We start from the raw sequence: 25637 nt of genomic DNA, 5'->3' as shown, positions 1-25637 counted from the left end.
TGCCTGTTAGTGGCGGTCGGCGCGCCGTGGCCCGGTGGTGTGACCATGCGCCATGCCGGAAAGACCGACCGTCACCGAGGCTCGCCAGTGGGCCCCGGAATCGCTGTCAGAACTGGCGCAGGCATGGGACCGGACAGCCGGGCTGGTGCAGATCCACCTCGACGAGGTGGCCCGTACCGCAGTCGGCACCGGCGAGTTCTGGGTGGGCACGGCCGCACAGGAGGCGCGTGCCAAGGCCGAGGAGATCACCGCACCGGCCCGGCGCGCCGCGCGTGCCCTGATCGCCGCCGCGGCGGCCGCGCGCGACGGTGCCCAGCTGATCGGGCAGGCGCGAGCCGAGGTGGTGCGGGTGGCCGACGGCGCCGCGGCCGACGGCTACCTGGTCGGCGATGACGGGACGGTGACAGCGCCCGGTGCGGCACCGGAATTGTTGGTGTTGCTCGGCGGCGAAACGGGGTCCAAGGTCATGATCACCAGGCGCGCAACGGAATTGACCGCCCTGCTGGTCGACGCCCTGGTGCGGCTCGGAGCCGTCGACCGCGACACCGCCGCCCGGATCGACCTTGCCTTCGCCGGGCAGGAGAGCGCTGCGACCGTCCCTGCCGGCGCGGGTGCCCTGACGCCGCGGGAGGTGGTGGGTGCGTGGACGTCGATGAGCCAGGACCGGATCGCCGAGCAGGTTGCCTCGATGTCGCCCGAGCAGCGCAGACAGTTGGTCGACGCCGTTGCCCTCGAAGTGGGGAATACCGACGGGGTGCCCTGGGAACTCCGGATGGAGGCCAACCGGGTCAACATCGCGGATGCCATTCTGGCGCAGCGTCGCGTGGTTGATCTGCCCGAGGAAGACAAGGTGGCACGGATGTTTTCTGCCGGGTTGGGTCTGGACACCGGCAGCGCCGAGAGGGTCTGGCTGGCCGCACACACCGACCCCGTGGTGCGGGCTGCCATTGTGGCGACCCATGATCGAGAAGCCAACGCACGCCTCGACTTCTACGAGAGCCTACTTGCCGGCGACCGCCAGATCATCGGGTTCGACCCCCAACGGTCGTCGTTCATCGAACTGCTCGGCGACCTCGATACCGCCAGCAGTGTCGGGGTCTTGATCCCAGGTCTGAACACCACCATCGAGGGTTCGGCGTCCGATACCGAGACCGCCCGCCGGTTCGTGACGGCGGGGCACGGCGACATCGCGATGCTGACCTATCTGGGCGGCCCGTTTCCCACGGGCCAGCTGGCGGCCGGGGTGGTGGACGCCGGGAAGCCGACGTACGCGTTGGAAATGGCGCCGCGACTGGCGGCCTTCAGCGAGGATGTGGCCCGCACGGTCGGGCCGGGTGTTGCGGTGACCTACATCGGCCATTCCTATGGTGGTTCGATCCTGGGCACCGCCGAGCAGCTGGGATTGACGGCGGATCGCACGATGTATGTGGCGGCCGCGGGCAGCGGTGTGGGCGTGGATGATCCGAGTGACTGGCACAACCGCAACCCGGATATTCAGCGCTTTTCCATGACGGCGCCCGGCGACTGGATCGAGATCGTGCAGGGCCTTCCACTCAGCCCGCACGGCGCCGACCCGGACACCATGGCGGGGGTGGTGCGCCTGGACACCGGCAACCGCCTGGACGGCTCACCGATGGCGGGCCCCACCGCCCACAGTGACGTGATCAACGAGCCGTCGGATGCCTGGCACAACATCCTGGCGGTGATCACCGGCGACTGGAAGGAGCTGGAGGTCGCCGGGGTCAACCTGCCCTGACGGCGTCGAACACCACCTGGGCCCACGTCGAGAGAATCTACTCCGCCGGCTCGGCCTGCGGCAGAAGCGCTTCCAGCGCGGCCCCGGTGATGCGACGGAACGCGCGGCGGGGTCGGTTGGCGTCCAGGATCGCCACCTCGAGGGTGGCGACGCCCAGCGTGCGCTGTTCACCGTTGCCGCCGGCCTGCAGAGCGTTGACGGCGATCTTCACCGCGTCGCCGAGGCTGGCGTTCTCGGCGTAGGAGTCCTTCAGCGCGGTGGCGATGGGTTCGGTGGTACCGCCCATGACGACGAAATGCGGCTCGTCGGCGATGGATCCGTCATAGGTGATGCGGTACAGCTCGGGAGCCTTGGTCTCGCCGAAGTGCGCCACCTCGGCAACACAGAGCTCCACCTCGTAGGGCTTGGCCTGCTCGGTGAAGATGGTGCCCAGGGTCTGGGCGTAGACGTTGGCCAGCTGTCGGCCGGTGACGTCGCGACGGGAGTAGGCGTAACCCTGGGTGTCGGCGAATCGGATGCCACCGCTGCGCAGGTTGTTGAACTCGTTGAACCGACCGACGGCGGCGAAGCCCACCCGGTCGTAGAGCTCACTGACCTTCTGCAGGGACCGTGACGGGTTCTCCGCGACGAACAGCACACCGTCGGAGTAGGCCAGCACCACCACACTGCGACCACGCGAGATGCCCTTGCGGGCCAGCTCGCTGCGCTCACGCATCGCCTGTTCGGGCGAGATGAAATACGGAAAACTCATGAAACTGGGGCCTCACCGGCGTCGGGTCCGAAAGTGTCTGTGCGCGAACGGCTTGCGATCACTTCACGGGCCAGTTCGGCGATCCGGGCTTCGGGGATCTCTTCTGCGCCCTCGGCACCGATGGTGACCGCGGTGGGATAGATGCCCCGCACCAGATCCGGCCCGCCGGTGGCCGAGTCGTCGTCAGCGGCGTCGTAGAGCGCCTCGACGGCCACCTTCAACGCGGATTCGGCGTCGGTGACCCGCGAATACAGCTTCTTCATGGACGATTTGGCGAACAGGGATCCCGAGCCCACCGACTGGAAACCCTCTTCTTCGAGGTTGTGGCCACCGGCGGCGTCGAAGGACACGATACGTCCGGCACCCGCAGGATCCGGGTCATCGAGGTCGTAGCCGACCAGCAGCGGCAGAGCGACAAAGCCCTGCATGGCGGCGCCCAGGTTGCCGCGGACCATGGTGGCCAGTCGGTTCACCTTGCCGGGGAATGTCAGCGGCACCCCCTCGAGCTTTTCGTAGTGCTCGAGTTCCACGGCATACAGCCGGGCGAACTCCACGGCGATGGCCGCGGTGCCCGCGATGCCGGTGGCCGTGTAGTCATCGGTGATGTACACCTTCTGCACGTCGCGGCTGGCGATCATGTGGCCTTGGGTGGCCCTGCGGTCACCTGCGATCAGGACCCCGCCCGCATATTTCAGCGCCACGATGGTGGTGCCGTGCGGCAGATCCGCGCCGCTACCGATCTGCTGCGCACCCAGGGTGGGCAACAGATGCGGCGCTTCGCGCTGCAGATGATCAGAAAACGACGACAGGTTCGAGGTGAAGGAACTGGGGGTCAAGCGGTCGGGGAACTGCCAGGTCACTGGCCACCCTTTTGGACGTATGCCCGCACGAAGTCCTCGGCGTTCTCCTCGAGGACGTCATCGATCTCATCGAGCAAATCGTCGGTCTCCTCGGCCAGCTTCTCGCGACGCTCCTGGCCTGCGGCCGTGCTGCCAGTGAGATCGTCGTCATCGCCGCCGCCACCGCCACGCTTGGTCTGCTCCTGAGCCATCGCTGCCTCCTCTAACTAGGTGGTTCCACAGTACCGGTCAAGGCACGATCTGCCGGGGATAGCCGTCAGTTCGTGAGCTGTTCTACGAGTTCCGCAGCAGAGTCCACCGAGTCCAGCAGGGCTCCCACGTGGGCCTTGCTGCCCCGCAAAGGTTCCAGCGTGGGGATGCGCACCAGCGAATCGCCGCCCAGATCGAAGATCACCGAGTCCCAGCTCGCGGCCGCGATGTCCGCGCCGAACCGGCGCAGACATTCGCCCCGGAAGTAGGCTCTGGTATCCGTAGGCGGGTTGTCCACGGCATCGATCACCTGCTGTTCGGTGACCAACCGCTGCATCGATCCGCGTGCCACCAGCCGGTTGTAGAGGCCTTTGTCCAGGCGGACATCGGAGTACTGCAGGTCCACCAGGTGCAGCCGCGGCGCCGACCAGGCCAGGTTCTCCCGCTTGCGGAAACCTTCGAGCAGCCGCAGCTTGGCCGGCCAGTCCAGCAGGTCCGCGCACTCCATGGGGTCACGTTCCAGCAGGTCCAGCACGTTCGCCCAGGTCTGCACCACGTGCGACGCCCGCGGATCCGGGTCGCGGCTGTCCACCAGCTTGGCCACCCGGTCCAGGTAGATGCGTTGCAGCGCAAGCGCGGTGAGCTCGCGGCCGTCGGCCAGCGCGACGGTGGCGCGCAGCGACGGATCGCGGCTGATGACGTGCACCGCGTGCACGGGGCGCGCCAGCGCCAGATCGGAGAGGTCGATCCCCTCCTCGATGAGGTCCAACACCAGGCTCGAGGTGCCCACCTTCAGGTAGGTCGACGTCTCGGCCAGATTGGCGTCACCGATGATGACGTGCAGGCGGCGGTACTTGTCGGCGTCGGCATGCGGTTCGTCGCGGGTGTTGATGATGCCGCGCTTGAGGGTGGTCTCCAGCCCCACCTCGACTTCGATGTAGTCGGCACGCTGGGACAGCTGGAAGCCGGGCTCGTCGCCGGAAGGTCCGATGCCAACCCGCCCGGAGCCCGTGACGACCTGCCGGGACACCAGGAACGGCGTGAATCCGGCGATCACCGCGGAGAACGGGGTCTGGCGGCTCATCAGGTAGTTCTCGTGAGTGCCGTAGGAGGCACCCTTGCCGTCGACGTTGTTCTTGTAGAGCTGCAGTTTGGCCGCTCCCGGCACGCTGGCGACGTGGCGTGCGGCGGCTTCCATCACCCGCTCACCGGCCTTGTCCCAGATGACGGCATCCATCGGGTCGGTGACCTCGGGTGCCGAGTACTCCGGATGCGCGTGGTCGACGTAGAGGCGGGCACCGTTGGTCAGGATCATGTTGGCCGCGCCCACCTCGTCGGCGTCGACCACCGGCGGCGGACCCGAGGCTCGGCTCAGGTCGAACCCGCGCGCGTCGCGCAGCGGGGACTCGACCTCGTAGTCCCAACGGGTGCGCTTGGCGCGTTGGATCCCGGCAGCCGCGGCGTAGGCCAGTACCGCCTGTGTGGACGTGAGGATCGGATTGGCGGTCGGGTCGGACGGCGAGGAGATGCCGTACTCCACCTCGGTTCCGATGATCCTTTGCATGGGACCAGCCTAAACAGGAGGGCACGAGCCCCGGTTGTGTGGTGCAGTAATGCGCGACATGAACGCTTACCTGCTGCACAACACGACACTGATCGACGGCACCGGCGCCGACCCCGTTTCGCAGGCGGCGGTGCTGGTGGAGAACGGCACCATCAGCTGGGCCGGGCCGGAGGCCGACTACACCGGAGCCGCGGTCACCCGGGTGGACCTCGGCGAGAACACGCTGTGCCCCGGCTTCTTCGACTGCCACGTGCACTTCGCCCTGCCGGGCGCATCCGGATCGCCGCTGGAGCATGCGTTGAAACCGCCCTCCTACGAGCTGTTCCGGCTGCTGGACCGGCTTCGGGTGACGGTCTGCAACGGCGTGACGACAGCCAGGGACATGATGGGCATCGACCCCGGGGTGCGCGACGCGGTGGCCGACGGTCTGATCGTGGGTCCGCGTCTGCTGGTCGCGATCAACATGCTGAGCCAGACATCCGGGCACGCCGATTTCCATCTGCCGTCCGGGCTGGACCTGGGGCCGTTGATCGGCGCGACTCTGGTGGACACCGTGGACGCCGCGCGGCTGCGCGCCCGGGAACTGATCCGCGAGGGCGCCGACGTCATCAAGGTCGCCTCCAGCGGTGGCGTCTCCTCCCCCAACGACGATCCCTCGTGGTTGGGGATGCGCCGCGAGCTGATCGCCGCGATTGTCGAAGAGGGGCAGAACTACGGGGGCAGACCCGTGTCCGCTCATGCCATCGGCTATCCCGGTATCCGTGCCGCCGTCGAGGCCGGCGTGCACAGCATCGAACACGGCTACGAGCTGGACGACGAATTGCGCGCGCAGATGGTGGACCAGGGCACGTTCCTGGTGCCGACACTGCTCGAGACCATGACGCCGGTGACCGCGTCGCCGCAGGGCGCCGCCAAGAGTGCGAAATGGCATGCCATGGCCCATGATTCGATCGCGGCATCGGTCCAGGCCGGGGTCAAGGTGGCGCTGGGCACCGATGCGGGCCTGTCCCCCGATCACGGCACCAACCTGGCCGAGCTGGGACTGCTGGTGCGCTTCGGCGGGCTGACCCCGATGCAGGCCATCGTGGCCGGCACCAGCGCCTCTGCCGAATTGTGTGGTGTCGCGGACCGTTTGGGTTCGGTAGCCACCGGCAAGGTCGCCGACCTGGTGGTGGTGCGAGGCGATCCTCTGGCTGACATCGACTCCGTCGGCAAGCCGGAGAACATCCTGCTGGTGATCAAGGACGGCAAGCCGGTCGGTAACCGCGGCGGGTTCACCCTGCCCACATGAGCACACTCGACCGGCGCGATGCCGAACGGTGGTTCCTGCGCCGTGGTTTGCCCTCCGTGGTGACGACGCGCGCCCGGTGGCGCAGGCTGGGCCCGCGGTCGGCACCGGCCATGGCGGCGGTGGCGGTGTTGTTGCTCGTCGGGCCTGCGCTCACACTCGTGAACGGCAGCAAACGGATTCACATCGAGGGTGATCCGACCCCGAGGGAATGGGCCGTCATCGCCGTGCTGTTGGCCGCGCTTCCGACCATGCTGGTGGCCGCCAAGGTGGTCTCACGCGTGACCGACGACCGGCTGCGGTTGGTGATCGCCGTCGGCGCCCTGGTGCTCTGTGTGGGTCAGGATCTGATCAGCACCCCCCGCTCGGATGTCCCACTGGAGATCCTCGGCACCTCAGTGGCGGTGGGTCTGGTGCTCACAGCGAACGGGCTGGGTGTCGGAGCGGTGATCGGGTGGGGAATCCGGTTGACGCTGAGCCGCTTCACCGCGGTGGGAGCACTGTTCGCCAGAGCTCTGCCGGTGGTGCTGCTGACGGTGCTGGTGTTCTTCAACGGCTACGTGTGGTCCATGGCCGCCTCGGTCAGCCGAGACCGGATGTGGCTGCTCATCACGTTCATGACGGCGATCGCGGTGGCTTTCCTGGCCACCGGGCTGATCGAGCGGGCCCGCCCACTGCTGGCGACGGCAAAGGTGCGTGAGACCGACAGCGCCAGCCTGGCCGGCACACCCTTCGCTGACATGGCAGACCCCGCCGAACCCGACCCGCCCAGCCGCGGTGAGCGGGTGAATGTGGTGTTCGTCCTGCTGGCCACGCAGTTGATCCAGATCGCCACGGTCGCCGTGCTGACCGGCGGTATCTTCCTCACGATGGGACTGATCGCGCTCTCGCCCGAGTTGCTCGACAACTGGACCCAGGGCAGCCCCGACCAGGGCACCTGGCTGGGAATGACGCTGCCCATCCCACAGGCCTTGATCCACGTCTCGATGTTCTTGACCGCCCTGACCTTCATGTATGTCAGCGCCCGTTCGGTGGGCGACGGGGAGTACCGCTCCGAGTACCTGGACCCGTTGATCGACGATCTGCGACTGACACTGGTGGCGCGCAACCGGTATCGGGCAGCGATCGGCACCGATCGATGAACAACGGGGCCCGATCGAACAACGAACAGCGAGCCGCCGAGAGTTGGTTCCTGACACATGGTCTGCCCGCCGTCCTGCGTCCGGGAGCCCTGACCCGCCGGGTGTGGCCGCGTTCGGCCCCCGCATTGGTCGGTTTCGCGGTGCTGATGGCCAACTCGGTGTTGATCGTGCTGGTGACCGGCAAGCACACCATCGACATCGACGGTGCACCCACCCGCACCGAGTGGTTCGTATTGGGACTTCTGCTGGTGGTGTTGCCGGTGGCGGCGGTGGCGGGCTGGATGGTGTCCCGGATGGAGTCCCGCAGCCGTTCGGTCGCCTCGGGGATCGCGGTGCTGGTGATCTACGCAGGCGCGATCTTCGGCGGCATCAGTGCCTACGACTCGGTCAACCTGGCGGTGGACACCATCGCGATCGCTGCGATATTTGCTTGCACCGCAACGGGATTGGGGTCGATTCTCGGCTGGTCGGCGCGGGTGACGGCGCAGAACCTGGCGGCGGTGGGAAATCTGTTCATCCGTGCTCTGCCGGTGGTGCTGCTGACCGTATTGGTGTTCTTCAACACCTACGTCTGGTTGATGGCCGAACTGGTCAGCCGGGCTCGACTCTGGCTGGCTCTGTGCTTCCTGTTCGCCGTGGCCGCGGTGTTCCTGGTGTCGAGCACGATGGATCGGGTACGCCCCATTCTCGATCCCGAAGCCAAGAAGGCCGAAGATGCCGCGACCTTGGCCGGAACCCCCTTCGAGAATATGCCGGACCGACCCCGCCGAGTCCCGCTGTCGCGGGCCGAACGCATGAATGTCGGCTTCGTGCTGGCCCTCTCACAGATCGTGCAGGTGCTCACCGTGTCGATCGTCACGTCGATGATCTTCTTCGGGCTGGGCCTGATCCTCCTCAGTCCCGAGTTGCTGGCCGCCTGGACCCGCAACGGATCGTCTGACGGCGTGTTCCTCGGCATGACGATTCCGGTGCCGCAGTCGCTGATCCAGACCACGATGTTCCTGGGCGCCCTGACGTTCATGTACATCAGCGCCCGTGCGGTGGCCGACGCCGATCAGCGCTCCCGATTCCTCGATCCGTTGGTAGAGGACCTGCGCCTGACGATGGTGGCGCGGGACCGCTACCGCACCTACACCGCGGCGCGCTGAGACACTGTGTCCGTGTCCGACATGCAGCGTGTGCACGACTGGTTCCTGCAGCGCGGATTGCCACTCGTGTTGACCCGGCGGGTGCGTTCGCACGCGCTGATCGAGCGATCGGCACCCGCGGTGGCCGGTGTGGGTGCCGTGACCGCCCTGATCATGTTGTTGACGGATCTGACCGGCGACTCCCCCGACTACGGTTACGTCATCCGACTGGCGGTCATCACCGTGCTGTTGATTGCCGCACCATTCGTCCTGAATGTCCTGCATCAGCGCGGCACCACGGCCTCGGAACGGGGTCGGCGCACCGCTGCCCTGCTGGTCATGGCGATGTTCGTGGTGGTGACGCCGCTGGCGGTCGACGGCTGGTCTGGCGCGGCCTTGGCCGAGGCACCGGCGTTCCTGGCCGGCACGCTGGTGACCGTGTGGCTGACCTACCTGGGGTTCGGCTCGATCGCGTTGTGGGCCTTGAAGTTTGCCTCGGTGCAGTTGGGGGCTCTGGGAAATCTGATGAGCCGCGCACTGCCGGTGCTGATGCTGGTGGTCGTCGTGTACTTCACCGGCGAGCTGTGGCAGCTCTCGGCCCGAATGACCAGGGAACGGCTCTGGCAGACAATCGGATTCCTGGCGGCGGTGGCACTGCTGTTCATGGTCACCACCATCCGCGACGAGGTGCGGGCCCTGCGTGAGGACCGCTCCGAGCAGTCCGACCCCGCAGCACTGCTGGCGGGCACTCCGCTGGCGGCGCAACCCGCACCCCGTGAGCGCACCGCGCTGTCGGTGGCCGAACAGATCAACGTCGTCGCTGTGATGGTGGTGTCGCAGGCCATTCAGGTGGTGTTCTTCACCACGGGTATCTTCACCTTCTTCCTGGCGCTGGGCATCATCGCGGTGCCCGACGAGGTGACAGTGTTGTGGTCATCCCAGGACAGCTGTCCGGTGGGTGAGCCGCCCTGTGCCGGAACATGGTTCGGCATCCATGTGCCAGTGCCCCAGACACTTGTGCACACCTCGCTGTTCGTCGCGGTGTTGTCGGGTTTGTACTTCACCGTCAGCACGTCCGTGGACCCGCTGTACCGCCAGCGCTTCTTCGACCCGCTGATCGCCGATGTCGCTGTGAGCTTGGCCGGGCGCGACGCCTACCTGGAGATGGAGCGGGACTGATGCGACGCCAGATCAGCCTCCGCCGTTTAACGTCTCGGTCAATGACGTCATGAAGCTCTCTATGTTCGTCTGGACGCTCGTCAGTGCCGCCGGGGCAATGTAGCCACCACCGGTACGCTGTGCATAGTCGATGGCGTCCCTACAGGTGGTCAGTGCGTCAATCAGATGTGCATGCACCTCCACCAGACTCCTTGTCTCAGGCCGAAATTCGGACGAATCGTACCGCTTGATCGCGGTGCTCACCAGGTTGGCAGAATCGGACTGCACCGGCCCGGAACAGATCTCGAGAACCTCGAAGAGCGGCCCACTGCCGACTTCCCCGTCGGGACCGAGTACCTCGGCAGTCATGTTGTGGGCGTAGTAGGCACGGTCGGCTTCGACGGTGGCATGAGCACCAGAAGCACTGGTCGCCAACGTGACGAAAACAGCCACCAGTCCCGCTCCAGCAGCCGCTGCCACAGCGTGGGTGCGTAGCTTCAGAGGACCTGTGCCCAAGGCCGCAGCCAGCACCATCGCTGCCAGGACAGCGATGGCGGTGACCTCGAGGGTTACCGGGTTGAACACATCGAGGTCACCACCTCGTAGGTTCAGACCGACGGTCATGGCAACGGGTGCACTCAGCGCGGCGATACCACCGGCGACGACTACCCGTGGCCCGGGAAGAACCCCGGCCACGAGGGCGCCGGCGACCGCAACCGTGAGACCCAGACCGGAGTTCAGAAAATAGACCATCTGGGTGATCGCAAACCATCCGGTCGCTTCTGCACGGTCGATCACCCCGAATACCTCGACGAGCACCTGCATCACCGCGATGGCCGCCAAGGCCGCCAGGGATGGGCCGATGAGCATTGCCAGCCATCGATCACGGTGCGAGAAACCAGTCATCACAACGATCAGCAAGCCGGCCACCGCCGCGAACGGAATCACCAGCCCCACCCATTCAACGTTGAACAGCCGGGCACTCTCCAGCACGCTGAATGGTGAGTCGAGGTCCATTTCAGCCAGGCCCACAGACTCGCCAATAGTCGTCTTCAGCACGGCGATCGAATGCAGAAATGCGGTGAATGACACCAGCGCCGACAGCAGCAGAACCGACGACAACGCCGCGGACAGTGCCCAGCCACGAAAGAGTCGCCCCGACGGATCCCATCCCACCACCGACCGGAGCACCTGGTGGATCCACAAGGCGCCTACCCCGAGCGAGCTTGCCAGCATCGCTGCGGTGAGGACGTCCACCACATGATGCGGCACCTGGATGTCGGCATCGAGGAGCCCGCCGGAGAACAATACGTTGCCCACCACCATGCCGATGCCCAGGACAATTGAAAACCGTAGCGGCGCAGACGAAGAAGCAGACCGAGAGGCCAGGCAGTGATTCCACAGGATGACCACCAACCAACACGCCACGATGACGCCGACGGCGCCCCAGGCAATGGCCGGAGAATACAGCTTCCATCCTGACGGGCCCGCCCATGTCGCCAACAACCGTGCGATCACGGGCGCACCGATGGCTGCTGTCAATCCGACCAGCAGGGCGTCAGCGAGCCGCGGTCGATACATCGCAGACGGGCAGTCGATAACGTCGAGCCGCGCTCCCGGACTAGGATGATGCGCCAGAGCCGCATACCACCGCCGGCACTGGGCGGATACTGTCTCCGACCCCAGAGCTCTTCGCAGGCCTGCCGTTTCGACCATTGATGCGTAACGGTCGGCGTCGAACTCGCGGGCGCGCAGCACCGCCGAGCGCGAAAGTACCGCCACGAAGAGCAAAGCTGCGCTGCGTAACACCACCACCAATGACGCTGTGCGGTTGCTGATGGAAAACGACTGGATCAGAAGCACGATGGCCAAGACTGTCACGACGATGCTCAGTGCGATTGTCATCCTCGCCACGATCACGTCTCTGCTGCGATGGTGGGCATACTCGTGCCGGAGAATGGCGGCTGCCTTCTCCTTGTCAACCACGGTGAGAGCGGCCCAACTCGGGCCCACCTCGATGTACCTGCGAATCAGACCATCGGCCCTGGCCGTCGCGACGGGGCGGCCAACCCGCCACAGTAACGGCGCCACAGAGGTTCTCAGGTCCTCGGCGCAACTTGTCGAGAGCGCGGTTGCGGGCGCGATCTCGAGCGGCTTCATGCGTCGCCTGCGGGCAGTCGAGGACACCGCCGCGACGACGACCGCTGCCACCAGAGCCAGCGGAATTACCAGCACAACCCAAATGACCTGGTCGCGATTGGCCTTGATGCACGCGGCGCCGTCGGGTTGCCGACAGATGTTGGTGAGCATGTCGTAGGCATGCTGCAGATAGAAGCCGTACCACAATGATTCGGCGATGGACGCCGCCGCGATCAGCAGCGCCAGAAGTGCCAGAGCGGAACGGGGTGTGGTCTCCCGAAGCACATGCAGCCCGCCTTCAGCCGGCTCAGCCGGTGACTCCGCGTACGTTGTCATTGTGCGACAAGCGATCCCACTAGAGCGTCTGCCATCAGTTTTGCTGCCGATTCGTCGAGTCCAGACTGCCGAGCCTGTTCGAACGCCCGCTTGCGGACCTCCATCAGCAAGGCGGGATCAAGGGGTACCGGCGGCTTGGGCACAGCGGACGCCGATTGCCGTCGTTGCTTGATTCGGGATGCCAGCGCCTTGGCCAGCGACGTCCCGGACTCGCCCGCCGCAGCCTTGAAGAACTCGGCGACCACCGACGCTGATGCCACCGCGCACTGACTCGCCACCACCGCAAATGTCAGTTGGGTGACGTCGAATCCGAGTGCGCCATCACCGCCAGTGGGGGCGGAAGACGCCTCTACGAACTCGATTCCGAGCCCGTCGAGCACGGGCAACTCGGCCGGCGACAACTGCGCGACTGCGGCGCGGGCCAACTCGAAACTCAACTCATCGGCACGTTTCATACCCACCGGAAACGCTCACCCCCGTCCCACACGCCCCGGAGGCCCGATATCCAAAGCGCCCCCGCCTCGAATGTCCCACAGAAACGGACACCACGGGCAATTTTGAGCAAACCGCCGACGGCCGGCCCATGAACTCGACCTGCAGGTTCTTGCGATAGAAAGAATTAGGCAATCACCTGTTCCCGGTCTTCCTAGTCGTAGATGACCGCCTCACCCCGGCGCCGCAGATCCTCCAGACCGTCCCGCATCCTCTGCAGCTGCTGCTCGGAATGGCCTTCCCAATCGGTGATCTCACCGACGATCCGCACGGGTTGCCGGCTGCGGTAGGACCGGGTGGGGTTCCCCGGCAATTTCTTGTCGGTGACGTTCGGATCGTCCTCGATGGGCCCCAGCGGCTCCACCATGTAGACGTGTCCGCGGCCCTCGCCGGCAGCCATTTCCGCGCCCCAGACCGCGGCGTCCAGGGTCTGCGTCATGTAGATGTGATTCATGATGCGCCCCGGCTCGTAATTGGACTCCCGCCCCGCAACCAGCAGATCTCCCACCGCGAGAACGGCTTTGGTGCCGTGCAGGTAGGCACCGGACTCGTGTACTTCGAAGGGTTTCGCCATGCCGGAGAGTGTGCGCCAGACAGGGGGTCTTGCCGCAAGCCCACATCTGTGTCATACAGTGAAGAGGGGTCAGGCAGGCACTGCCGCCCGGCAGATGCCGCAGACCTCGAATCGGCGCCGCTTCCATCGTGCAACCGGCACGAAGAACAGCGTGAACTGCTTGAACTCCTCAGTTCGATGCCACTGGGTGGTGTTGTGACAGCGAGGGCACACGCGGACCTCCCCCGGTCCCAGGACCTTCTGTGTGACGCCGTAGCCGAAGAGGAAGAAGAACACACCGCCAGCGTAGAGCTCGACTCACAGGCGGACGGGCCGGCGGCTGCGCCTGGACTCCCCCGTCACCGCGTCGAAGAAGTACGTCCGCTCTGGAGGTAGCACCAACCCGATGGGGGTCTCCGACGGTACGTCCGTACCCGCGGGCGCCTGGGCGATCACCCGAGTGTCGCCCACCACCGCGGTGACCAGGACGTGACTGCCCAACGGTTCCACGAAGTCGACGCGGGCGGGCACGGCGCCGTCGACGTCACCGAATCGCACCTCGAGATGCTCCGGTCTCGCCCCGACCGTGACCGGACCATCGGGCTCGGCAACCGACACCACAGCCGACCCGGCGACGTGCAGTACCCCGTCGCGAACCTCGGCCGGAATGAGGTTCATCGGTGGGCTGCCCATGAAGGCCGCGACAAACGTGTTGGCCGGCCGGTTGTAGATGTCGTCGGTGGAGCCGATCTGCTGCACCTTGCCTTCGGACATCACACAAAGCCGGTCCCCCAGCGTCATCGCTTCGACCTGGTCGTGCGTGACGTAGATGGACGTCACGGGCAACTCCCGGTGCAGCCGCTTGAGGTCACCGCGCACCTGGTTGCGCAGTTTGGCATCCAGATTCGACAGTGGCTCGTCCAGCAGGAATGCCTGTGGCCGGCGCACCAGCGCCCGCCCCATCGCGACCCGCTGACGCTGGCCGCCGGAGAGTTGACCGGGCTTGCGGTCCAACAGGTTGGTGATCTGTAACAGCTCAGCGGTCTCGCGAACCCGCCGGTCCACCTGGGCGCGCGGCGTCTTGCGCTGCCGCAACCCGTAGGCGAGGTTGCGGTACACCGACATATGCGGGTACAGCGCGTAGTTCTGGAACACCATGGCGATGTCCCGCTCGCCCGGCGACAGCGCATTCACCACCGCGCCACCGATTCTGATTTCCCCCGACGTGGGCTTGTCCAGGCCGGCAAGCAACCGCAGCGCGGTGCTCTTGCCGCAGCCGGATGGTCCGACCAGGATCAGGAACTCACCGTCGGCAACAGTCAGGTCGAGATTGTCCAATGCAACCACGCTACTGCCGTAGCTGCGGGTCACGCCGCGAAATTCCACTTCTGCCAAGGTCTTTCCTCTCAACCCTTGATGCCGGTACTGGCCACCGACTGGACAAAGTAGCGCTGGGCGCCGATGAACACCAGCAGCATCGGCAGCAGGCTCATCACGTTCGCCGCCATCAACAACGGCCACTTCACCCGGTGTGCGCCCTGGAAATAGCTGAGCCCCAACGGAACCGTCATCTGGTCCTGCGAGGTGATGACGATCAGCGGCCACAGGAAATCGTTCCAGGACGTCAGGATCGTCAGCGCGGCCAAGGTGGACAATGCGGGCAGCGACAGCGGCAGGACGATCTTGAACAGCACGCCCAGGCGTGAGGTGCCGTCCACCCGCGCCGCCTCCTCGAGTTCAACCGGCACGGTCATGAAGAACTGCCGCAGGAAGAAGATGCCGAATGCGGTCGCCAGGTTCGGCAGCATCAACGCGCCGATGTGGTCGATGCCCAACCCTTCCCACACGTTGTCCCCGAACCACTTCACGACCAGGAACACCGGGATCATGGTGACCTGGAACGGGACCATCAGCGTCGCCATCAAGGTGACAAAAAGTGCTCCGCGGCCGAGGAACCGGATGCGGGCGAACGCATAACCCGCGAGGCTGCACACGATCAGGTTGCTCACCAGCACCACCGTGGTCACCATGATGCTGTTGAGGAAGAAGTGCCCGAACGGTGCTGCGGCCCAAGCTTGTGAGTAGTTCTCGAACCGCGGGCTGGCCGGGAACAGCACCGGCGGGAAGCGGTTGGCCTCGCCTTCGGTCTCCAGTGACGTCACCAGCATCCACAGCAGGGGAACCAGCAGCAGGAACGACACCGGGATGAGTACCAGGTGCCACGGGTTGAACCGAAGCCGCCGCCGCGCCGCAGAGGGCGGCTCCACCTCGGCGGTCACCGCGGCGGGGGCCGCGGTCGGGGTCAGATCTCGAATGGTCATGAGTAGTGCACATATCTACGCGCGAGCCGAAACTGGATACCGGTGATCACCAGGATCACCACGAACAGGGCGTACGCCATGGCGGCGGCGTAGCCGGCGTCGAACTGCACAAACGCCCGGTCCCACAGGTAGTAGACGATCACCGTCGTCGCGCGCAGCGGCCCGCCGCGGGTGGTCGCGTACACCTCGTCGAACAGCTGCAGTGCGTTGATGGTCAGCCACACCAGCAGAAACAGGTTCGCCGGCCCCAGCAGGGGCACGGTGATGGTCCGGAACCGGGTGAACGACGTCGCGCCGTCGATGGCCGCCGCCTCGTGCAGTTCGGCCGGAACTCCTTGCAGAGCAGCCAGATAGACGATGACCGAGAACCCTGTCCACCCCCAGATGGTCATCGCGACGATCACGTACAGCGCCTGGTCCGGTGAGGCCAGGAAAGGCTGTGACGGCAACCCGACCGTATTCAGGGCGGCGTTCACCAGGCCGTAATCCCGGTCGGTCAACCAGAGGAAGATGATGCCCTGGGAGATGGTGGACACCGCCATCGTGACGTATGCGGCCGTCCGATACACCGAGATGAAGCGCAGTGAGCGGTTCATGGCGGCGGCAATCAACAGGCCCACCAGCATGGTGCCGGGGACGAAGAGCGCGGTGTAGACGATGGTGTGTTTCACCGATTCCAGGAACACCGGGTCCTGCGCCAACTTCCGGTAGTTGTCCAGCCCCACCCAAGGAGTCTGCTCGGTCAGCAGATCGGACTTCTGGAAGGACAATTGCAACGACATCAACACCGGTAGCAGGCCGAAGACTCCGATCAACAGCGCCGCCGGACTGACCAACGCCCAGCCGCTCACGTGGTCCGAGCGGCCGAGCCGGCTCAACAACCTCTGCATTCGCGCCTCCTCCCCCGACCCGGCACTTACTTGCCCGCCAGCGCGTCGTCGGCGGTCCGCGCCGCGGCGTCCAGGGCAGCAGCGGGCTGCGCCTCCCCGAGCATCACCGACACGATGGCCTGGCCCAACGCCTCCGAGATGGCCGGGTACTGCTCAACTGTCGGCCTGGCCTTCTGCACATTCGACAGGTTCTCGACGAAGAGATCGGATCCCTTGAGCTGTTCGTTGAGCTGTGCGACGAACTCTTTGTCCTCGCCAACCGAGGTGCGCGTCGGAAGGTCACCGGTGCCCAGTGAGAAGGCCTTCACCTGTTCGGGAGAGGTCAACCACTTCACGAAATCGACGGCAGCCTGCTTGCGTTCGTCACCGTTGTCGAACACCACCCAGTTGTCCGGTCCCGAGATCGTCTGGTGGCCACCCGAAGATCCGGCGAAGGTGGGCATCACCTGAACCCCGTAATCGATGTCCGGCAACGAGCTGAGATCCCACGGTCCGGTGACCAGCATGCCGATCTTGCCGCTGTTCATCAGCTTCGGGCCGTTCTCGTTGGTGGTGTCCAGATACAACGACTTGTCGTCGACGGCCATCTGCTGCAGCAGGGTCAGTGCCCTCACCCCGGCCTCGGAGTTGAACGTCGCATGCTCGTTGTCCTGCGACAGCAGGTCGCCACCGGCCTCCCACAGCATCGGCAGGTAGTGCCACACGGTGTCCTCGCTGCCGTCGGCGGGCAGCAACCAGCCGTATTGTCCCTTGGTGGGATCGGTGAGTTTGGCTGCAGCGGAGCGGAAATCGTCCCAGGTCCAATCCGGGGTGGGAGCTTCGATGCCCGCCTCGGCGAAAAGTTGCTTGTTGTACACGATTGCGAGGTTGTCCACCAGGGCGGGCACTCCGACCACCTTGTCACCGACGGTCGCCGCGGCTCGCTCGCCGGGGTAGAAGTCGTCCCAGTTCCAGTCCGATTCGGAGACATAGGAGGACATGTCGACCAGCTGGGGGATCTGCGCGATGTTCGGCGACCACGAACCGAACATGTAGGCCACGTCGGGGGCGCTGTCGCCACGCACCGCGGTCAGTACCTTCTGCAGCACCAGATCGCTGCTGGAGTACAACTCACGGACGGACACGTCAGGATGCTCGGAGTTGTACTTCTCGATCAAGGATTTGAACACCTCCCCCTGGGTGTCCTGAAAGCCGTGCCAGACCGTGACCTCGGTGGGACCGGACGACGAGGACCCACCGCCGCCACCGCAGGCGGACAGGGCAAGGGCAAGGACCGCCCCGAGTAGGACAAAAAGGCGAGATCGACGTTTCACAGCTGATACTCCTTCGTTGACGTGGTGCGCAGGGCCGGGGGTAAGAGGTCACCATGAGCGGCGGTCAGTTCGTCGCACAGGCGCCAGATCTGGTCGACGGTCAGCGTGGCCGCGGTGTTGGGATCCACCATCGCAGCGGCACGGACCAGGCGTGGATCCCCGTCGACGGCCGCACTCACCGCCAGATCCACCGGACCTAGGAAGTTGCGGTTCAGCGCAGCACACTGGGCCGGCAGGTCACCCACGGTCATGGGATGTGCACCAAGGGCGTCCAGGACAGTGGGTACCTCGACGGCGAGACCTGCGGGCAGGTTGGTGATCAGGCCGGCGTTGGCGACGTTGGCGGCGATGACCCTGACCGTCCCGGTCTCCAGCGAGTGGATCACCTGCGGTGCGTACTCCGTGGCACCCCTGTCGACGTCCAGCACCTGAGTCTGCGCCAGTTCGGCACGCACGCGGGCATATTCGGCGAGATTGGCCTCACTGATCGAGACGTACTCGCCGATGTTGAGACGGAGCCGCTCGATCTCATCGGGGTGTTTGAGATACCACGGCACGTATTCGCTGCTGTGTTCGCTGGTCTCGGTCGGGTAGAACCCGAGCCGGCGGTACATGTCCACCCGGACCCGCCGGCGCAACTCGGGATCGGCGGCGATGCGCTGATCCAGCAGCGGGTAGAGGTCCTGCCCGCCCCGCTCCCATTGCAGCACCCACGCTTGATGATTGACACCGGCCGACCAGTAGGACACCTCCTCGTAGGGCACCCCGACGATCTCGCACAGACCCACCATCGTCCAGTACACGGAATGGCACAGCCCGAGCACTTTGAGGTTCGGCGCCACCCGGTGCAGATAGGTGATGTTCATGGCCATCGGGTTGGTGTAATTCAGCAGCCAGGCGTCCGGGCAGACATCCAGCATGTCCCGCGCGATCCCATCCAGCACCGGGAAGGTTCGCAGACCACGGAAGATGCCGCCGATGCCGATGGTGTCGCCGATGGTCTGCTTGAGCCCGTAGCGCGCCGGAATCTCGAAATCACGCACCGTCGCGTCGTGCATCCCGACCTGGATCACGTTGATGACGTAGCTGGCACCGTCGAGGGCTCGGCGACGGTCCAGTGAGGCGACCACCTCGGGGGTGGCTCCGGTCTGGCGTGCCGTCGCGTGGGCGATGGCTTCGGCTGTCTCGAGTCGCTCGGAGTCGATGTCGTGCAGCACCACTCGCACCGAGCCCAGTTCCGGGAAGGAGAAGATGTCACCGAGCAACTCGCGGGTGAACTCGACACTGCCCGCTCCGATGATGACGATGGTCGGCTTCATCGTGTGTGCACCTCCGTGCCGGGTGCCGCCACCACGGGAGTCGGTGACTCACCACGCTTCTCGTCGCTGTACACCATGAGCGTCGACCCCACCAGTGCCAGCACGATTCCCGCCGCCCCGTAGGGTGACGGCAGCGTCTGGTAGGCGATCAGCGAGACGACGATGGTCAGTGCCGGCGCCAGCGCGTTGGTGGTGGGTGCCACGATGCTGGCCTTGCCGCGGGACAGCGCCATCACCAGGAACAGCGCACCCACGGCGTTGAGCACCTGCGTGACGGCCGTCAATGCGGGTGCCTGCCAAGGGAAATCAAGCGGAAGTCCACCGAGGGAGAACAGCGCGACGGGGATGAGGGCGATTGCGCTGATCGCCATCCAGCCGAAGGTGGTGGCCTCGTTGACGCCGGTGGTGGCAGCCTTGCGCATGAAGTAGGCCTGCACTCCCCAGGCCAGGCAGATCACGATCGCCAACGGCAGCCACGGGCCCGTCGAACCGTCGGATTCGGTGCTGGTGACGCTGAACAGCACGATCGCTGCCAGGGCGGCGATGAGGCCCACCGCGGCGAGTTTGGAGATTCGTTCACGCAGCAGCACCATCGCCATCACGACAGTGACCGCGGGCGAGATCGACACGATGGGGAAGATCAGGTACGCCGGGCCCATCGTCAGCGCCTGGAAGAGCAGCAGCTGCCCGCCGGCGCCGGTGAGACCGATCAGCAGGCCGTAGAGCGCGGCTCTGGGGCGCCGGTCGAAGCGCTGCCCGCGGAGGACGAAGGCGGCGGGGATGATCATCGTCAGCGCCCAGATGCTGTAGATCATCTCGTCGGGATAGCCGTATCTGGTGGCGGGAAGCGCGGAGAACGCACCCCAGACCCCCCAGAACAGGATCAGGAGCGTGGCGTAGAAGATCCAACTGCGGGTGGTCATGATGGCCTCGCCTCACATGTGCGGAGTTGGTGAAGTGCGTTGGCGGACAACGGTGTCCCAGCGCGTTTGGCTGCGTAGAGAGCGGCACCCGTCGCCGGATCGAGCACGGGGCTCTGCAGGTCGTATTTGGCGGGAAGCTGCTCCAGGGCACGGCGGAACGCGTCGAGAAAGCCGCTGTCGGAGAACATTCCGCCGGAGTAGGACACCGGTACCCGGTCATGCTCACCGAAGCCGATGAGCGCACCGGTGGTCTCGATCAGTGTCACCAGTTCGGCGGCGGCATCAACGATGATGCCCTCGGCCACCCGGTCACCGCGGCGGGCGGCTTCGCACACCGTGGTGGCCAGCGCCGCGATGGAACTGCGGTCGCCACCCCACTGTTCGATCACCAGGCTCACCGCGTCGAGATCGCCGGCGAGTTGCAGTCGTTGCGTGAGCAACTCGTACAACGGCCCGCGCGAAAGCCGGCCGTCGCTCATCCGGCTGAAGGCGTTGAGTCCCCTGGTGGCAACCCAGTAGGCCGACCCTTCGTCACCGAACAGCTCACCCCAACCCCCGACGCGGCGTCCGACGCCCAGGCGTTCACCGTAGGTCATCGATCCGGTACCGCAGACGACGTTGATACCGTCCTCGCCCGCCAGCGACCCCGCCCAGCCGCACACCATGTCGTTGTCACAGGTGTAACGGTCATGTCCGAGGATCAGGCCGGGGACCGCGTCGAGGCGGGCGAGGTCCGCGCTGGCTTCGCCGTAGCCGGGGAGCCCGAAGAAGGCGAAGTCGATGTCATCGCTGGTGATGCCCGCAGAGGAGCAGACCTCGGAAATACCTTGCCTCAGTGCGTCTTCCACAACTGCGAAGCCATGGCTGAAGTAGTAGGAACTGGGCGCCGTCGCCCGCCCCCGCACCCGACCGTCGGCATCGATCAGCGCGAAGGCGGTCTTGGAACCGCCACCGTCGACGCCGAGGTAACAGGCCATGGCGTTCACCGGGCCATCGGATAGATGGTCACACCGCGCACCACCCGGCTCACCTCACCCGAGGGGAACGGGTTGTCCGGCGTCTTGCGGTATTCCAGCGAGGTGAACAACGCCAGGTACTGGGCGAAGACCAGGTAGGCCAGCGCCACCGTCGAGTCGTCCAACCCGTCGAGTCCCGGCAGCAGCACCGCAGGTCCCAGCTCGTCGGGTATCGGTTGGGTGGACAACACCACCACGGCATCGGTGCCGAGTTGGTTGCGGATCTCGGCGATCATGTCCAGGTCGTAGCGCCGGGTGTAGGGATCGGTGGAGACGAACACCACGGCCAGGGTGTCGGAGTCGAGTACGGACTTGGGTCCGTGCCGGAAACCGAGCGGTGAATCGAAGTAGGTGACCACCTCTCCGGCGGTCAGTTCCAGGAGCTTGAGCGCGGCTTCGCGTGCCAGCCCCACCAGCGGTCCGCTACCGAGGTAGACGAACCGCTGCTTCTTGGCCTGGGCCAGCGCCCGGATGTCGGGCTGCAAAGCGATGACATGCTGCGCGGCACGGGCCAATGCGTCGACGTCATCGGTGCGGGTGTCTCCCAGCAACAGCAGGCAGGTCAGCAGCATCGAGGTGAGGCTGGAGGTCATCGCGAAGCCGGTGTCGTTGGTGCGCTCCGGCATGAAGACCACCAACGAGTCGGCCCGCCCGGCGTGGGCTCGGCCGAGCTCGCCGTCACGGTCGCAGGTCAGGACGAGATGCCAGATGTCGCTGACCAGTTCGTCGGCCAGGGCGGTGGTGGCAATACTCTCCGGGCTGTTGCCGGAGCGCCCGAAGGAGACCAGCAAGGTCGGTGTGTTCGGCTCGAGGTGGTCGAGCGGACTGGCGACGATGCTGGTGGTCGCGATGGCCTCGACGCGTCGGTTCAGGTGGCGGCGCAGCGCGGGCGCTGCGATGGTACCGGCGAACGCGGAACTGCCGGCGCCGGTGAGGATCACTCGCAGATCCGTGCGGTCGGTGATCGCACGCAGGAACTCCTGCGCGGGTCGATCCAGGCCGGCCGCGACATCGCGCCAGGCACCGGGCTGCTGTCCGATTTCGAGGATCGTTGCGCCGCCGTCTTGCTGCGCGGGCACGGGGTTTGTGGTCATCGGGATTCTCCAGTGGTCGAGCAGGCTTGGGCGTACGGGCGCAGTGCGTCGCGGATCTTGTCGATCACCAGGGCCAGGGGGTCCGGCTGAAGGTGACCCGCGCGAATCCGGTGGTACTGCACGGGTAGGTGCTGACTGATCAGGGGCATCGGAATACCGCGGCGCCGCAGGTTGTCCAGCAGTGCCTCCCGCGCGGCGTCGATCTCGGGATCGGACCAGTAGTAGCGCAACCGGTCGCTGTAGCTGTACCTGCGTGCGGTGCGTTGGGTGTGCGGATCACCGTGATAGTAGGACTCCCAGTACGACGGGTCGGCGAGCATGCGCGCCTCGATGACCTCGACCAGGCGCGACTGCGACGCCGGTGCCACCAGTTCGGCTTCGACCGCGGCCAGGGCGAACAACGCCTCACGCATGGCGAAGGTCAGCCCGGGTCCGACCTTGAGAATGGCCCAGTGGTCCTCGACGAGTTGACGTAGTTGTGCGGGTTGTTGGTAGTCGGTGGAATGCGCCTCGAACACCAAACCGGCTTCGTCGTCCAGGACACCTCTCAGTTCAGCGGTGCCGCTGTGCTGGTAATCGACGATCGCGAGGTGGTCGAACTCCACCCCTGGTTGCACCACCAGCGCAATCACCCGTGGCCAGACGTGATCGAGATCCTTTTCGGCAAAAGCTATCCGGTGTGCGCTCAGGGTGCGAAGCGCGTGAGTGGCCGGCGTCGGAGTGAGCCCGGCCAGTGTCTCGTGCGCACCGCCGGGAACTGGAACCTCGGTGCCGATGACGTACAACGGGCCCTCGAGGCCGGCACGTTCGGCGGTGTCCTCGGCCACCCGCATCAGCTGGGCGGTGCGGGCCGCCACCACTTCGTCGGTCAGCGTGGACGGGTCGTCGGCGCAGGACATGCTGCAGTCCAGATGGATCTTGGTGTATCCGGCTTCGACATACGCGGCGATCAGGTCCCTGGCGTGTGCCATCGCCTCTTCGGCGGGTCGGTTCTGCCATCGGTTGGGCCCCAGGTGGTCTCCCCGAGCACCACCCGCTCCCGCGCCAGTCCGCAGTCGTCGGCGATTCGGTGCACCATGTCACGAAAATTGCTGGGCCGCATACCGGTATAGCCGCCGAACTGGTCCACCTGGTTGGACGTGGCCTCGATCAGCACCACGCTGCCGTCGGTTTTCGCCTGTTCCACAGCGGCCCGCACCACGGTGGGGTGGGCCGAACACACCGAGTAGATGCCGACCGGCTCCCCCGATTTGTGCCTGCGGATGATCTCTGCCAGGGGGTTGATCAGCTGTGTCCTGGTCATCGTGCACCCGCCCGCGTCGTGGTGACCACCCGGCACAGGTCCTCGACGGTGTCGGTGACCGCCTGGCGGGCAATCGCGAGGTAGGGCCGCGGATCTGACTTGGAGGGATCCTTGCGCAACACCTCTCGCACACCCGAGGTATAGGCGATGTTGAGCGCTGTCCCGATGTTCACCTTGCGGATGCCCGCTTCGGTGGCGCCGCGCAGCTGTTCGTCGCCGACACCGGAAGACCCGTGCAGCACAAGAGGAACGGGGACAACAGCGGCCAGTGCGCCGATCAGCTGGTGGTCCAGGTGGGCATCGCGGGTGGTCATCGCGTGCGAACTGCCCACCGCAACGGCCAGCGCGTCGACGCCCGTCGCCGCGACGAACGATGCGGCCTCGTCCGGATCGGTGCGAGCACCCGGGGTGTGCGCATTGCCTTTCCCGCCGATCTCGCCCAGTTCTGCCTCCACCCACAGTCCTGCGGCATGGGCGTCGCGGGTGAGGCCGCGGGTGGTCTCGACATTGTCCGCGTACGGCAGGTGGGCGGCATCGACCATGATCGACGTGACTCCCAGTTGCGCGGCAACGGTGATCGCCTCGGTGATCAACCCGGTGTCCTGCAGGTGGTCGAGGTGCAGCGCCACACCAACACCTGCCGCAGCGGCGATCTGGGCGCACGCTGCCACCAGGGGCGCCATGCGGCCATCGTGGAACGCGATGGTGTTCTCGCTGATCTGCAGGATCGCGGCGGTCCCGGCCTGTTCGGCGCCCGCGGCGATTCCCTCGGCATGCTCGATGGTGATGACGTTGAACGCCGGGACAGCGGTACCGGAGGCCACCGCGGCAGCAACGAGATCTGCTGTGGCGGCGATAGTCACAGCGCCGCCGAACGATTGTGATGATGTGGATGAACCATGGGTAGATCATGGGAAGATCGCTCATAACGCGCAACGGAACGCGGGTAAACGATCAGGAAAACTGATCGTTCATGGGATTGGCTGAGGAGTGGCGAGCGTTGTCGATCAAGCGAACCGACAGAATGCGCGAGGTGCTGTCTTTGCTGCGAGACCGCGGTGAGGTCACCTCTACGGTGCTGTGCGACGAGTTGAACATCTCCTCGGCCACATTGCGCCGCGATCTGAGCGAGCTCGAAGAGCAGGGCCTGCTGGTGCGCACCCACGGCGGCGCCCGCGCTCTGGACCCCAGCGGCAGCGAGGTCCCGGTCCGACTACGTGATCACCGCATGGTCGCGATCAAGAGTCGCATTGCCGCACACGCGGCCGCCTTGGTGCCCCCCGGACCGCAGTCGGTCGCCTTGACCGGCGGGGTGACGTGTGGCGAAGTCGCCAAGTCACTGAAGGGCAGGTCTCACATGACCATCGTGACCAATTCACTGACCATCGCTGCGAATTGCGCGGTCGACGCCCACATGAAGGTGATCATCACCGGCGGTCTGGTGCGGGCCAATTCGCTGGAGGCTGTCGGACCGATGTCCGAGCACGCCTTCCAGGTGATCACGGTGGGCACCGCGATTCTGGGCGCCGACGGCATGTCCGCGGAGGTGGGCGCCACCACTTTCGACGAAGCCGAAGCCAGGACTGCAATTGCCATGGCCGCCAACGCACAACGTGTGATCGTGGCGGTGGACGGTTCGAAAATCGGGAAGGTGACCCTGGCCAAGATGGCGTCGTTGGACGGTCTCGACCACCTGGTGACGGACTCGACGGCAGACGAGAAACAACTCGAACGCATCGCCGAGTGCGGAGTGCGCGTTCACGTGGTCCCGACAGGCGATCTGAGCCGTGGCTGAGCCCGTCTTCGGCAGGCGCTACGGCGAAGTCCTGCTGGTCCGCATGACAGATGCCGGTCCTGTTGCCGACGTCTACAACACCTTCCCACTCAACGACTGTCCGGGCGAACTCTGGTCTGCACTCGATGCCGCCGCCATCGCGGCCGAAAACGATGCCGTCACAGCACTTCTCAACGGCCCCAGATGCACAAGCAGGCGACGGTGTCTCTGTCATCGATGAACCCGGCGCCTACCGCTGCTACCAAGGCTCACGTCCTGCGAGACTACCTGGCCAACAGCTACTCACTGCGCACCTGACCACATAGTCG

23 protein-coding genes and 2 pseudogenes are annotated in these 25637 nt (G+C 65.7%); 7 read left to right on the top strand and 18 right to left on the bottom strand.

The genetic code is table 11. The features are described from left to right. The first annotated feature begins 52 nt into the window (after positions 1 to 52). Positions 53 to 1756, top strand: coding sequence for an alpha/beta hydrolase (locus BVC93_RS23965; protein WP_083739630.1), 1704 nt, complete (start codon positions 53 to 55; stop codon positions 1754 to 1756). A gap of 37 nt (positions 1757 to 1793) precedes the next feature. On the opposite strand, the gene prcA is transcribed toward BVC93_RS23965, so the two are convergent. The 4 genes from prcA to dop all read right to left on the bottom strand — a co-directional run bounded on the left by prcA (position 1794) and on the right by dop (position 5120). Continuing rightward, complete coding sequence (prcA, locus tag BVC93_RS23960) at positions 1794 to 2507, bottom strand: proteasome subunit alpha (RefSeq protein WP_083739629.1); 714 nt, start codon at positions 2505 to 2507, stop codon at positions 1794 to 1796. After that, positions 2504 to 3367, bottom strand: coding sequence for a proteasome subunit beta (prcB, locus tag BVC93_RS23955; protein ID WP_083739628.1), 864 nt, complete (start codon positions 3365 to 3367; stop codon positions 2504 to 2506). Before prcB ends, prcA begins: the two co-directional genes overlap by 4 nt. Further along, a complete protein-coding gene (locus tag BVC93_RS23950) occupies positions 3364 to 3558 on the bottom strand; it encodes a ubiquitin-like protein Pup (protein WP_083739627.1) in 195 nt (64 codons plus the stop codon). Before BVC93_RS23950 ends, prcB begins: the two co-directional genes overlap by 4 nt. A 65-nt stretch (positions 3559 to 3623) precedes the next feature. Beyond that, on the bottom strand, positions 3624 to 5120 hold the full coding sequence (gene dop / locus BVC93_RS23945; RefSeq protein WP_083739626.1) for a depupylase/deamidase Dop: 1497 nt from the start codon (positions 5118 to 5120) through the stop codon (positions 3624 to 3626). A gap of 58 nt (positions 5121 to 5178) precedes the next feature. On the opposite strand from dop, the gene BVC93_RS23940 reads away from it, so the two are divergent. From BVC93_RS23940 to BVC93_RS23925, 4 genes are read left to right on the top strand one after another with little or no spacing between them, the layout of a single operon-like run. Beyond that, positions 5179 to 6411 (top strand): metal-dependent hydrolase family protein, encoded by a 1233-nt coding sequence (locus BVC93_RS23940; RefSeq protein ID WP_083741286.1) that lies wholly within the window; start codon positions 5179 to 5181, stop codon positions 6409 to 6411. Then, on the top strand, positions 6408 to 7550 hold the full coding sequence (locus BVC93_RS23935; RefSeq protein WP_083739625.1) for a hypothetical protein: 1143 nt from the start codon (positions 6408 to 6410) through the stop codon (positions 7548 to 7550). The genes BVC93_RS23940 and BVC93_RS23935 overlap by 4 nt, the downstream gene beginning before the upstream one ends. After that, positions 7547 to 8698, top strand: coding sequence for a hypothetical protein (locus BVC93_RS23930; protein WP_083739624.1), 1152 nt, complete (start codon positions 7547 to 7549; stop codon positions 8696 to 8698). The genes BVC93_RS23935 and BVC93_RS23930 overlap by 4 nt, the downstream gene beginning before the upstream one ends. A gap of 21 nt (positions 8699 to 8719) precedes the next feature. Continuing rightward, positions 8720 to 9856: a hypothetical protein gene (locus BVC93_RS23925; RefSeq protein ID WP_083741285.1), complete on the top strand. Its 1137-nt coding sequence runs from the start codon at positions 8720 to 8722 to the stop codon at positions 9854 to 9856. 12 nt (positions 9857 to 9868) lie between these two features. Here BVC93_RS23925 and BVC93_RS23920 read toward each other — a convergent pair whose 3' ends face one another. The 14 genes and pseudogenes from BVC93_RS23920 to BVC93_RS23855 all read right to left on the bottom strand — a co-directional run bounded on the left by BVC93_RS23920 (position 9869) and on the right by BVC93_RS23855 (position 24397). Continuing rightward, complete coding sequence (locus BVC93_RS23920; RefSeq protein WP_083739623.1) at positions 9869 to 12310, bottom strand: M48 family metalloprotease; 2442 nt, start codon at positions 12308 to 12310, stop codon at positions 9869 to 9871. Further along, a complete protein-coding gene (locus BVC93_RS23915) occupies positions 12307 to 12771 on the bottom strand; it encodes a hypothetical protein (protein ID WP_157517053.1) in 465 nt (154 codons plus the stop codon). The genes BVC93_RS23920 and BVC93_RS23915 overlap by 4 nt, the downstream gene beginning before the upstream one ends. Before the next feature lie 185 nt (positions 12772 to 12956). Further along, a complete protein-coding gene (gene arr / locus BVC93_RS23910) occupies positions 12957 to 13376 on the bottom strand; it encodes an NAD(+)--rifampin ADP-ribosyltransferase (protein WP_083739621.1) in 420 nt (139 codons plus the stop codon). A 69-nt stretch (positions 13377 to 13445) separates the two neighbouring features. After that, positions 13446 to 13652 carry a zinc-ribbon domain-containing protein gene (locus BVC93_RS23905; RefSeq protein WP_083739620.1) on the bottom strand — a complete coding sequence of 69 codons (207 nt, stop codon included), beginning with the start codon at positions 13650 to 13652 and terminating at the stop codon, positions 13446 to 13448. A gap of 21 nt (positions 13653 to 13673) precedes the next feature. Further along, the gene (locus BVC93_RS23900) at positions 13674 to 14750 is read right to left on the bottom strand and encodes an ABC transporter ATP-binding protein (RefSeq protein ID WP_083739619.1); all 1077 of its coding nucleotides are present in this window, start codon (positions 14748 to 14750) and stop codon (positions 13674 to 13676) included. Between the two features lie 11 nt (positions 14751 to 14761). Continuing rightward, a complete protein-coding gene (locus tag BVC93_RS23895; protein ID WP_083739618.1) occupies positions 14762 to 15676 on the bottom strand; it encodes a carbohydrate ABC transporter permease in 915 nt (304 codons plus the stop codon). After that, a complete protein-coding gene (locus BVC93_RS23890) occupies positions 15673 to 16566 on the bottom strand; it encodes a carbohydrate ABC transporter permease (RefSeq protein ID WP_083739617.1) in 894 nt (297 codons plus the stop codon). The genes BVC93_RS23895 and BVC93_RS23890 overlap by 4 nt, the downstream gene beginning before the upstream one ends. 26 nt (positions 16567 to 16592) lie before the next feature. After that, entirely contained in the window at positions 16593 to 17879 is a 1287-nt protein-coding gene (locus BVC93_RS23885) for an ABC transporter substrate-binding protein (RefSeq protein WP_083739616.1), read from the bottom strand. Further along, the gene (locus BVC93_RS23880) at positions 17876 to 19198 is read right to left on the bottom strand and encodes an alpha-glucosidase/alpha-galactosidase (RefSeq protein ID WP_083739615.1); all 1323 of its coding nucleotides are present in this window, start codon (positions 19196 to 19198) and stop codon (positions 17876 to 17878) included. The genes BVC93_RS23885 and BVC93_RS23880 overlap by 4 nt, the downstream gene beginning before the upstream one ends. After that, positions 19195 to 20121, bottom strand: a complete 927-nt coding sequence (locus BVC93_RS23875; protein ID WP_083739614.1) for a DMT family transporter — start codon at positions 20119 to 20121, stop codon at positions 19195 to 19197. The genes BVC93_RS23880 and BVC93_RS23875 overlap by 4 nt, the downstream gene beginning before the upstream one ends. Next, positions 20118 to 21098, bottom strand: a complete 981-nt coding sequence (locus BVC93_RS23870) for an N-acetylglucosamine kinase (RefSeq protein WP_083741284.1) — start codon at positions 21096 to 21098, stop codon at positions 20118 to 20120. The genes BVC93_RS23875 and BVC93_RS23870 overlap by 4 nt, the downstream gene beginning before the upstream one ends. Before the next feature lie 5 nt (positions 21099 to 21103). Then, on the bottom strand, positions 21104 to 22231 hold the full coding sequence (locus BVC93_RS23865) for an SIS domain-containing protein (protein ID WP_083739613.1): 1128 nt from the start codon (positions 22229 to 22231) through the stop codon (positions 21104 to 21106). Then, a pseudogene (locus BVC93_RS23860) lies at positions 22228 to 23534 on the bottom strand (D-tagatose-bisphosphate aldolase, class II, non-catalytic subunit). The gene BVC93_RS23865 and the pseudogene BVC93_RS23860 overlap by 4 nt, the downstream one beginning before the upstream one ends. Beyond that, on the bottom strand, positions 23531 to 24397 hold the full coding sequence (locus BVC93_RS23855) for a class II fructose-bisphosphate aldolase (protein ID WP_083739612.1): 867 nt from the start codon (positions 24395 to 24397) through the stop codon (positions 23531 to 23533). The pseudogene BVC93_RS23860 and the gene BVC93_RS23855 overlap by 4 nt, the downstream one beginning before the upstream one ends. Before the next feature lie 110 nt (positions 24398 to 24507). On the opposite strand from BVC93_RS23855, the gene BVC93_RS23850 reads away from it, so the two are divergent. After that, complete coding sequence (locus BVC93_RS23850; RefSeq protein ID WP_236950101.1) at positions 24508 to 25329, top strand: DeoR/GlpR family DNA-binding transcription regulator; 822 nt, start codon at positions 24508 to 24510, stop codon at positions 25327 to 25329. A 43-nt stretch (positions 25330 to 25372) separates the two neighbouring features. Further along, a pseudogene (locus BVC93_RS23845) lies at positions 25373 to 25581 on the top strand (hypothetical protein); the annotation flags it as partial. Positions 25582 to 25637: the final 56 nt, after the last annotated feature.

The organism is Mycobacterium sp. MS1601 (assembly GCF_001984215.1).
Lineage (GTDB): Bacteria > Actinomycetota > Actinomycetes > Mycobacteriales > Mycobacteriaceae > Mycobacterium.
Note: the sequence above shows the minus strand (reverse complement) of the source record. Positions and strands in the feature narration are given on the sequence as shown.

Coding starts and splice junctions, on each gene's coding strand:
- BVC93_RS23965 (WP_083739630.1), top strand. CDS start 53: ATGCCGGAAAGACCGACCGTCACCGAGGCTCGCCAGTGGGCCCCGGAA.
- prcA (WP_083739629.1), bottom strand. CDS start 2,507: ATGAGTTTTCCGTATTTCATCTCGCCCGAACAGGCGATGCGTGAGCGC.
- BVC93_RS23950 (WP_083739627.1), bottom strand. CDS start 3,558: ATGGCTCAGGAGCAGACCAAGCGTGGCGGTGGCGGCGGCGATGACGAC.
- dop (WP_083739626.1), bottom strand. CDS start 5,120: ATGCAAAGGATCATCGGAACCGAGGTGGAGTACGGCATCTCCTCGCCG.
- BVC93_RS23940 (WP_083741286.1), top strand. CDS start 5,179: ATGAACGCTTACCTGCTGCACAACACGACACTGATCGACGGCACCGGC.
- BVC93_RS23935 (WP_083739625.1), top strand. CDS start 6,408: ATGAGCACACTCGACCGGCGCGATGCCGAACGGTGGTTCCTGCGCCGT.
- BVC93_RS23930 (WP_083739624.1), top strand. CDS start 7,547: ATGAACAACGGGGCCCGATCGAACAACGAACAGCGAGCCGCCGAGAGT.
- BVC93_RS23925 (WP_083741285.1), top strand. CDS start 8,720: ATGCAGCGTGTGCACGACTGGTTCCTGCAGCGCGGATTGCCACTCGTG.
- BVC93_RS23920 (WP_083739623.1), bottom strand. CDS start 12,310: ATGACAACGTACGCGGAGTCACCGGCTGAGCCGGCTGAAGGCGGGCTG.
- arr (WP_083739621.1), bottom strand. CDS start 13,376: ATGGCGAAACCCTTCGAAGTACACGAGTCCGGTGCCTACCTGCACGGC.
- BVC93_RS23895 (WP_083739618.1), bottom strand. CDS start 15,676: ATGACCATTCGAGATCTGACCCCGACCGCGGCCCCCGCCGCGGTGACC.
- BVC93_RS23890 (WP_083739617.1), bottom strand. CDS start 16,566: ATGCAGAGGTTGTTGAGCCGGCTCGGCCGCTCGGACCACGTGAGCGGC.
- BVC93_RS23880 (WP_083739615.1), bottom strand. CDS start 19,198: ATGAAGCCGACCATCGTCATCATCGGAGCGGGCAGTGTCGAGTTCACC.
- BVC93_RS23875 (WP_083739614.1), bottom strand. CDS start 20,121: ATGACCACCCGCAGTTGGATCTTCTACGCCACGCTCCTGATCCTGTTC.
- BVC93_RS23870 (WP_083741284.1), bottom strand. CDS start 21,098: ATGGCCTGTTACCTCGGCGTCGACGGTGGCGGTTCCAAGACCGCCTTC.
- BVC93_RS23865 (WP_083739613.1), bottom strand. CDS start 22,231: ATGACCACAAACCCCGTGCCCGCGCAGCAAGACGGCGGCGCAACGATC.
- BVC93_RS23850 (WP_236950101.1), top strand. CDS start 24,508: ATGGGATTGGCTGAGGAGTGGCGAGCGTTGTCGATCAAGCGAACCGAC.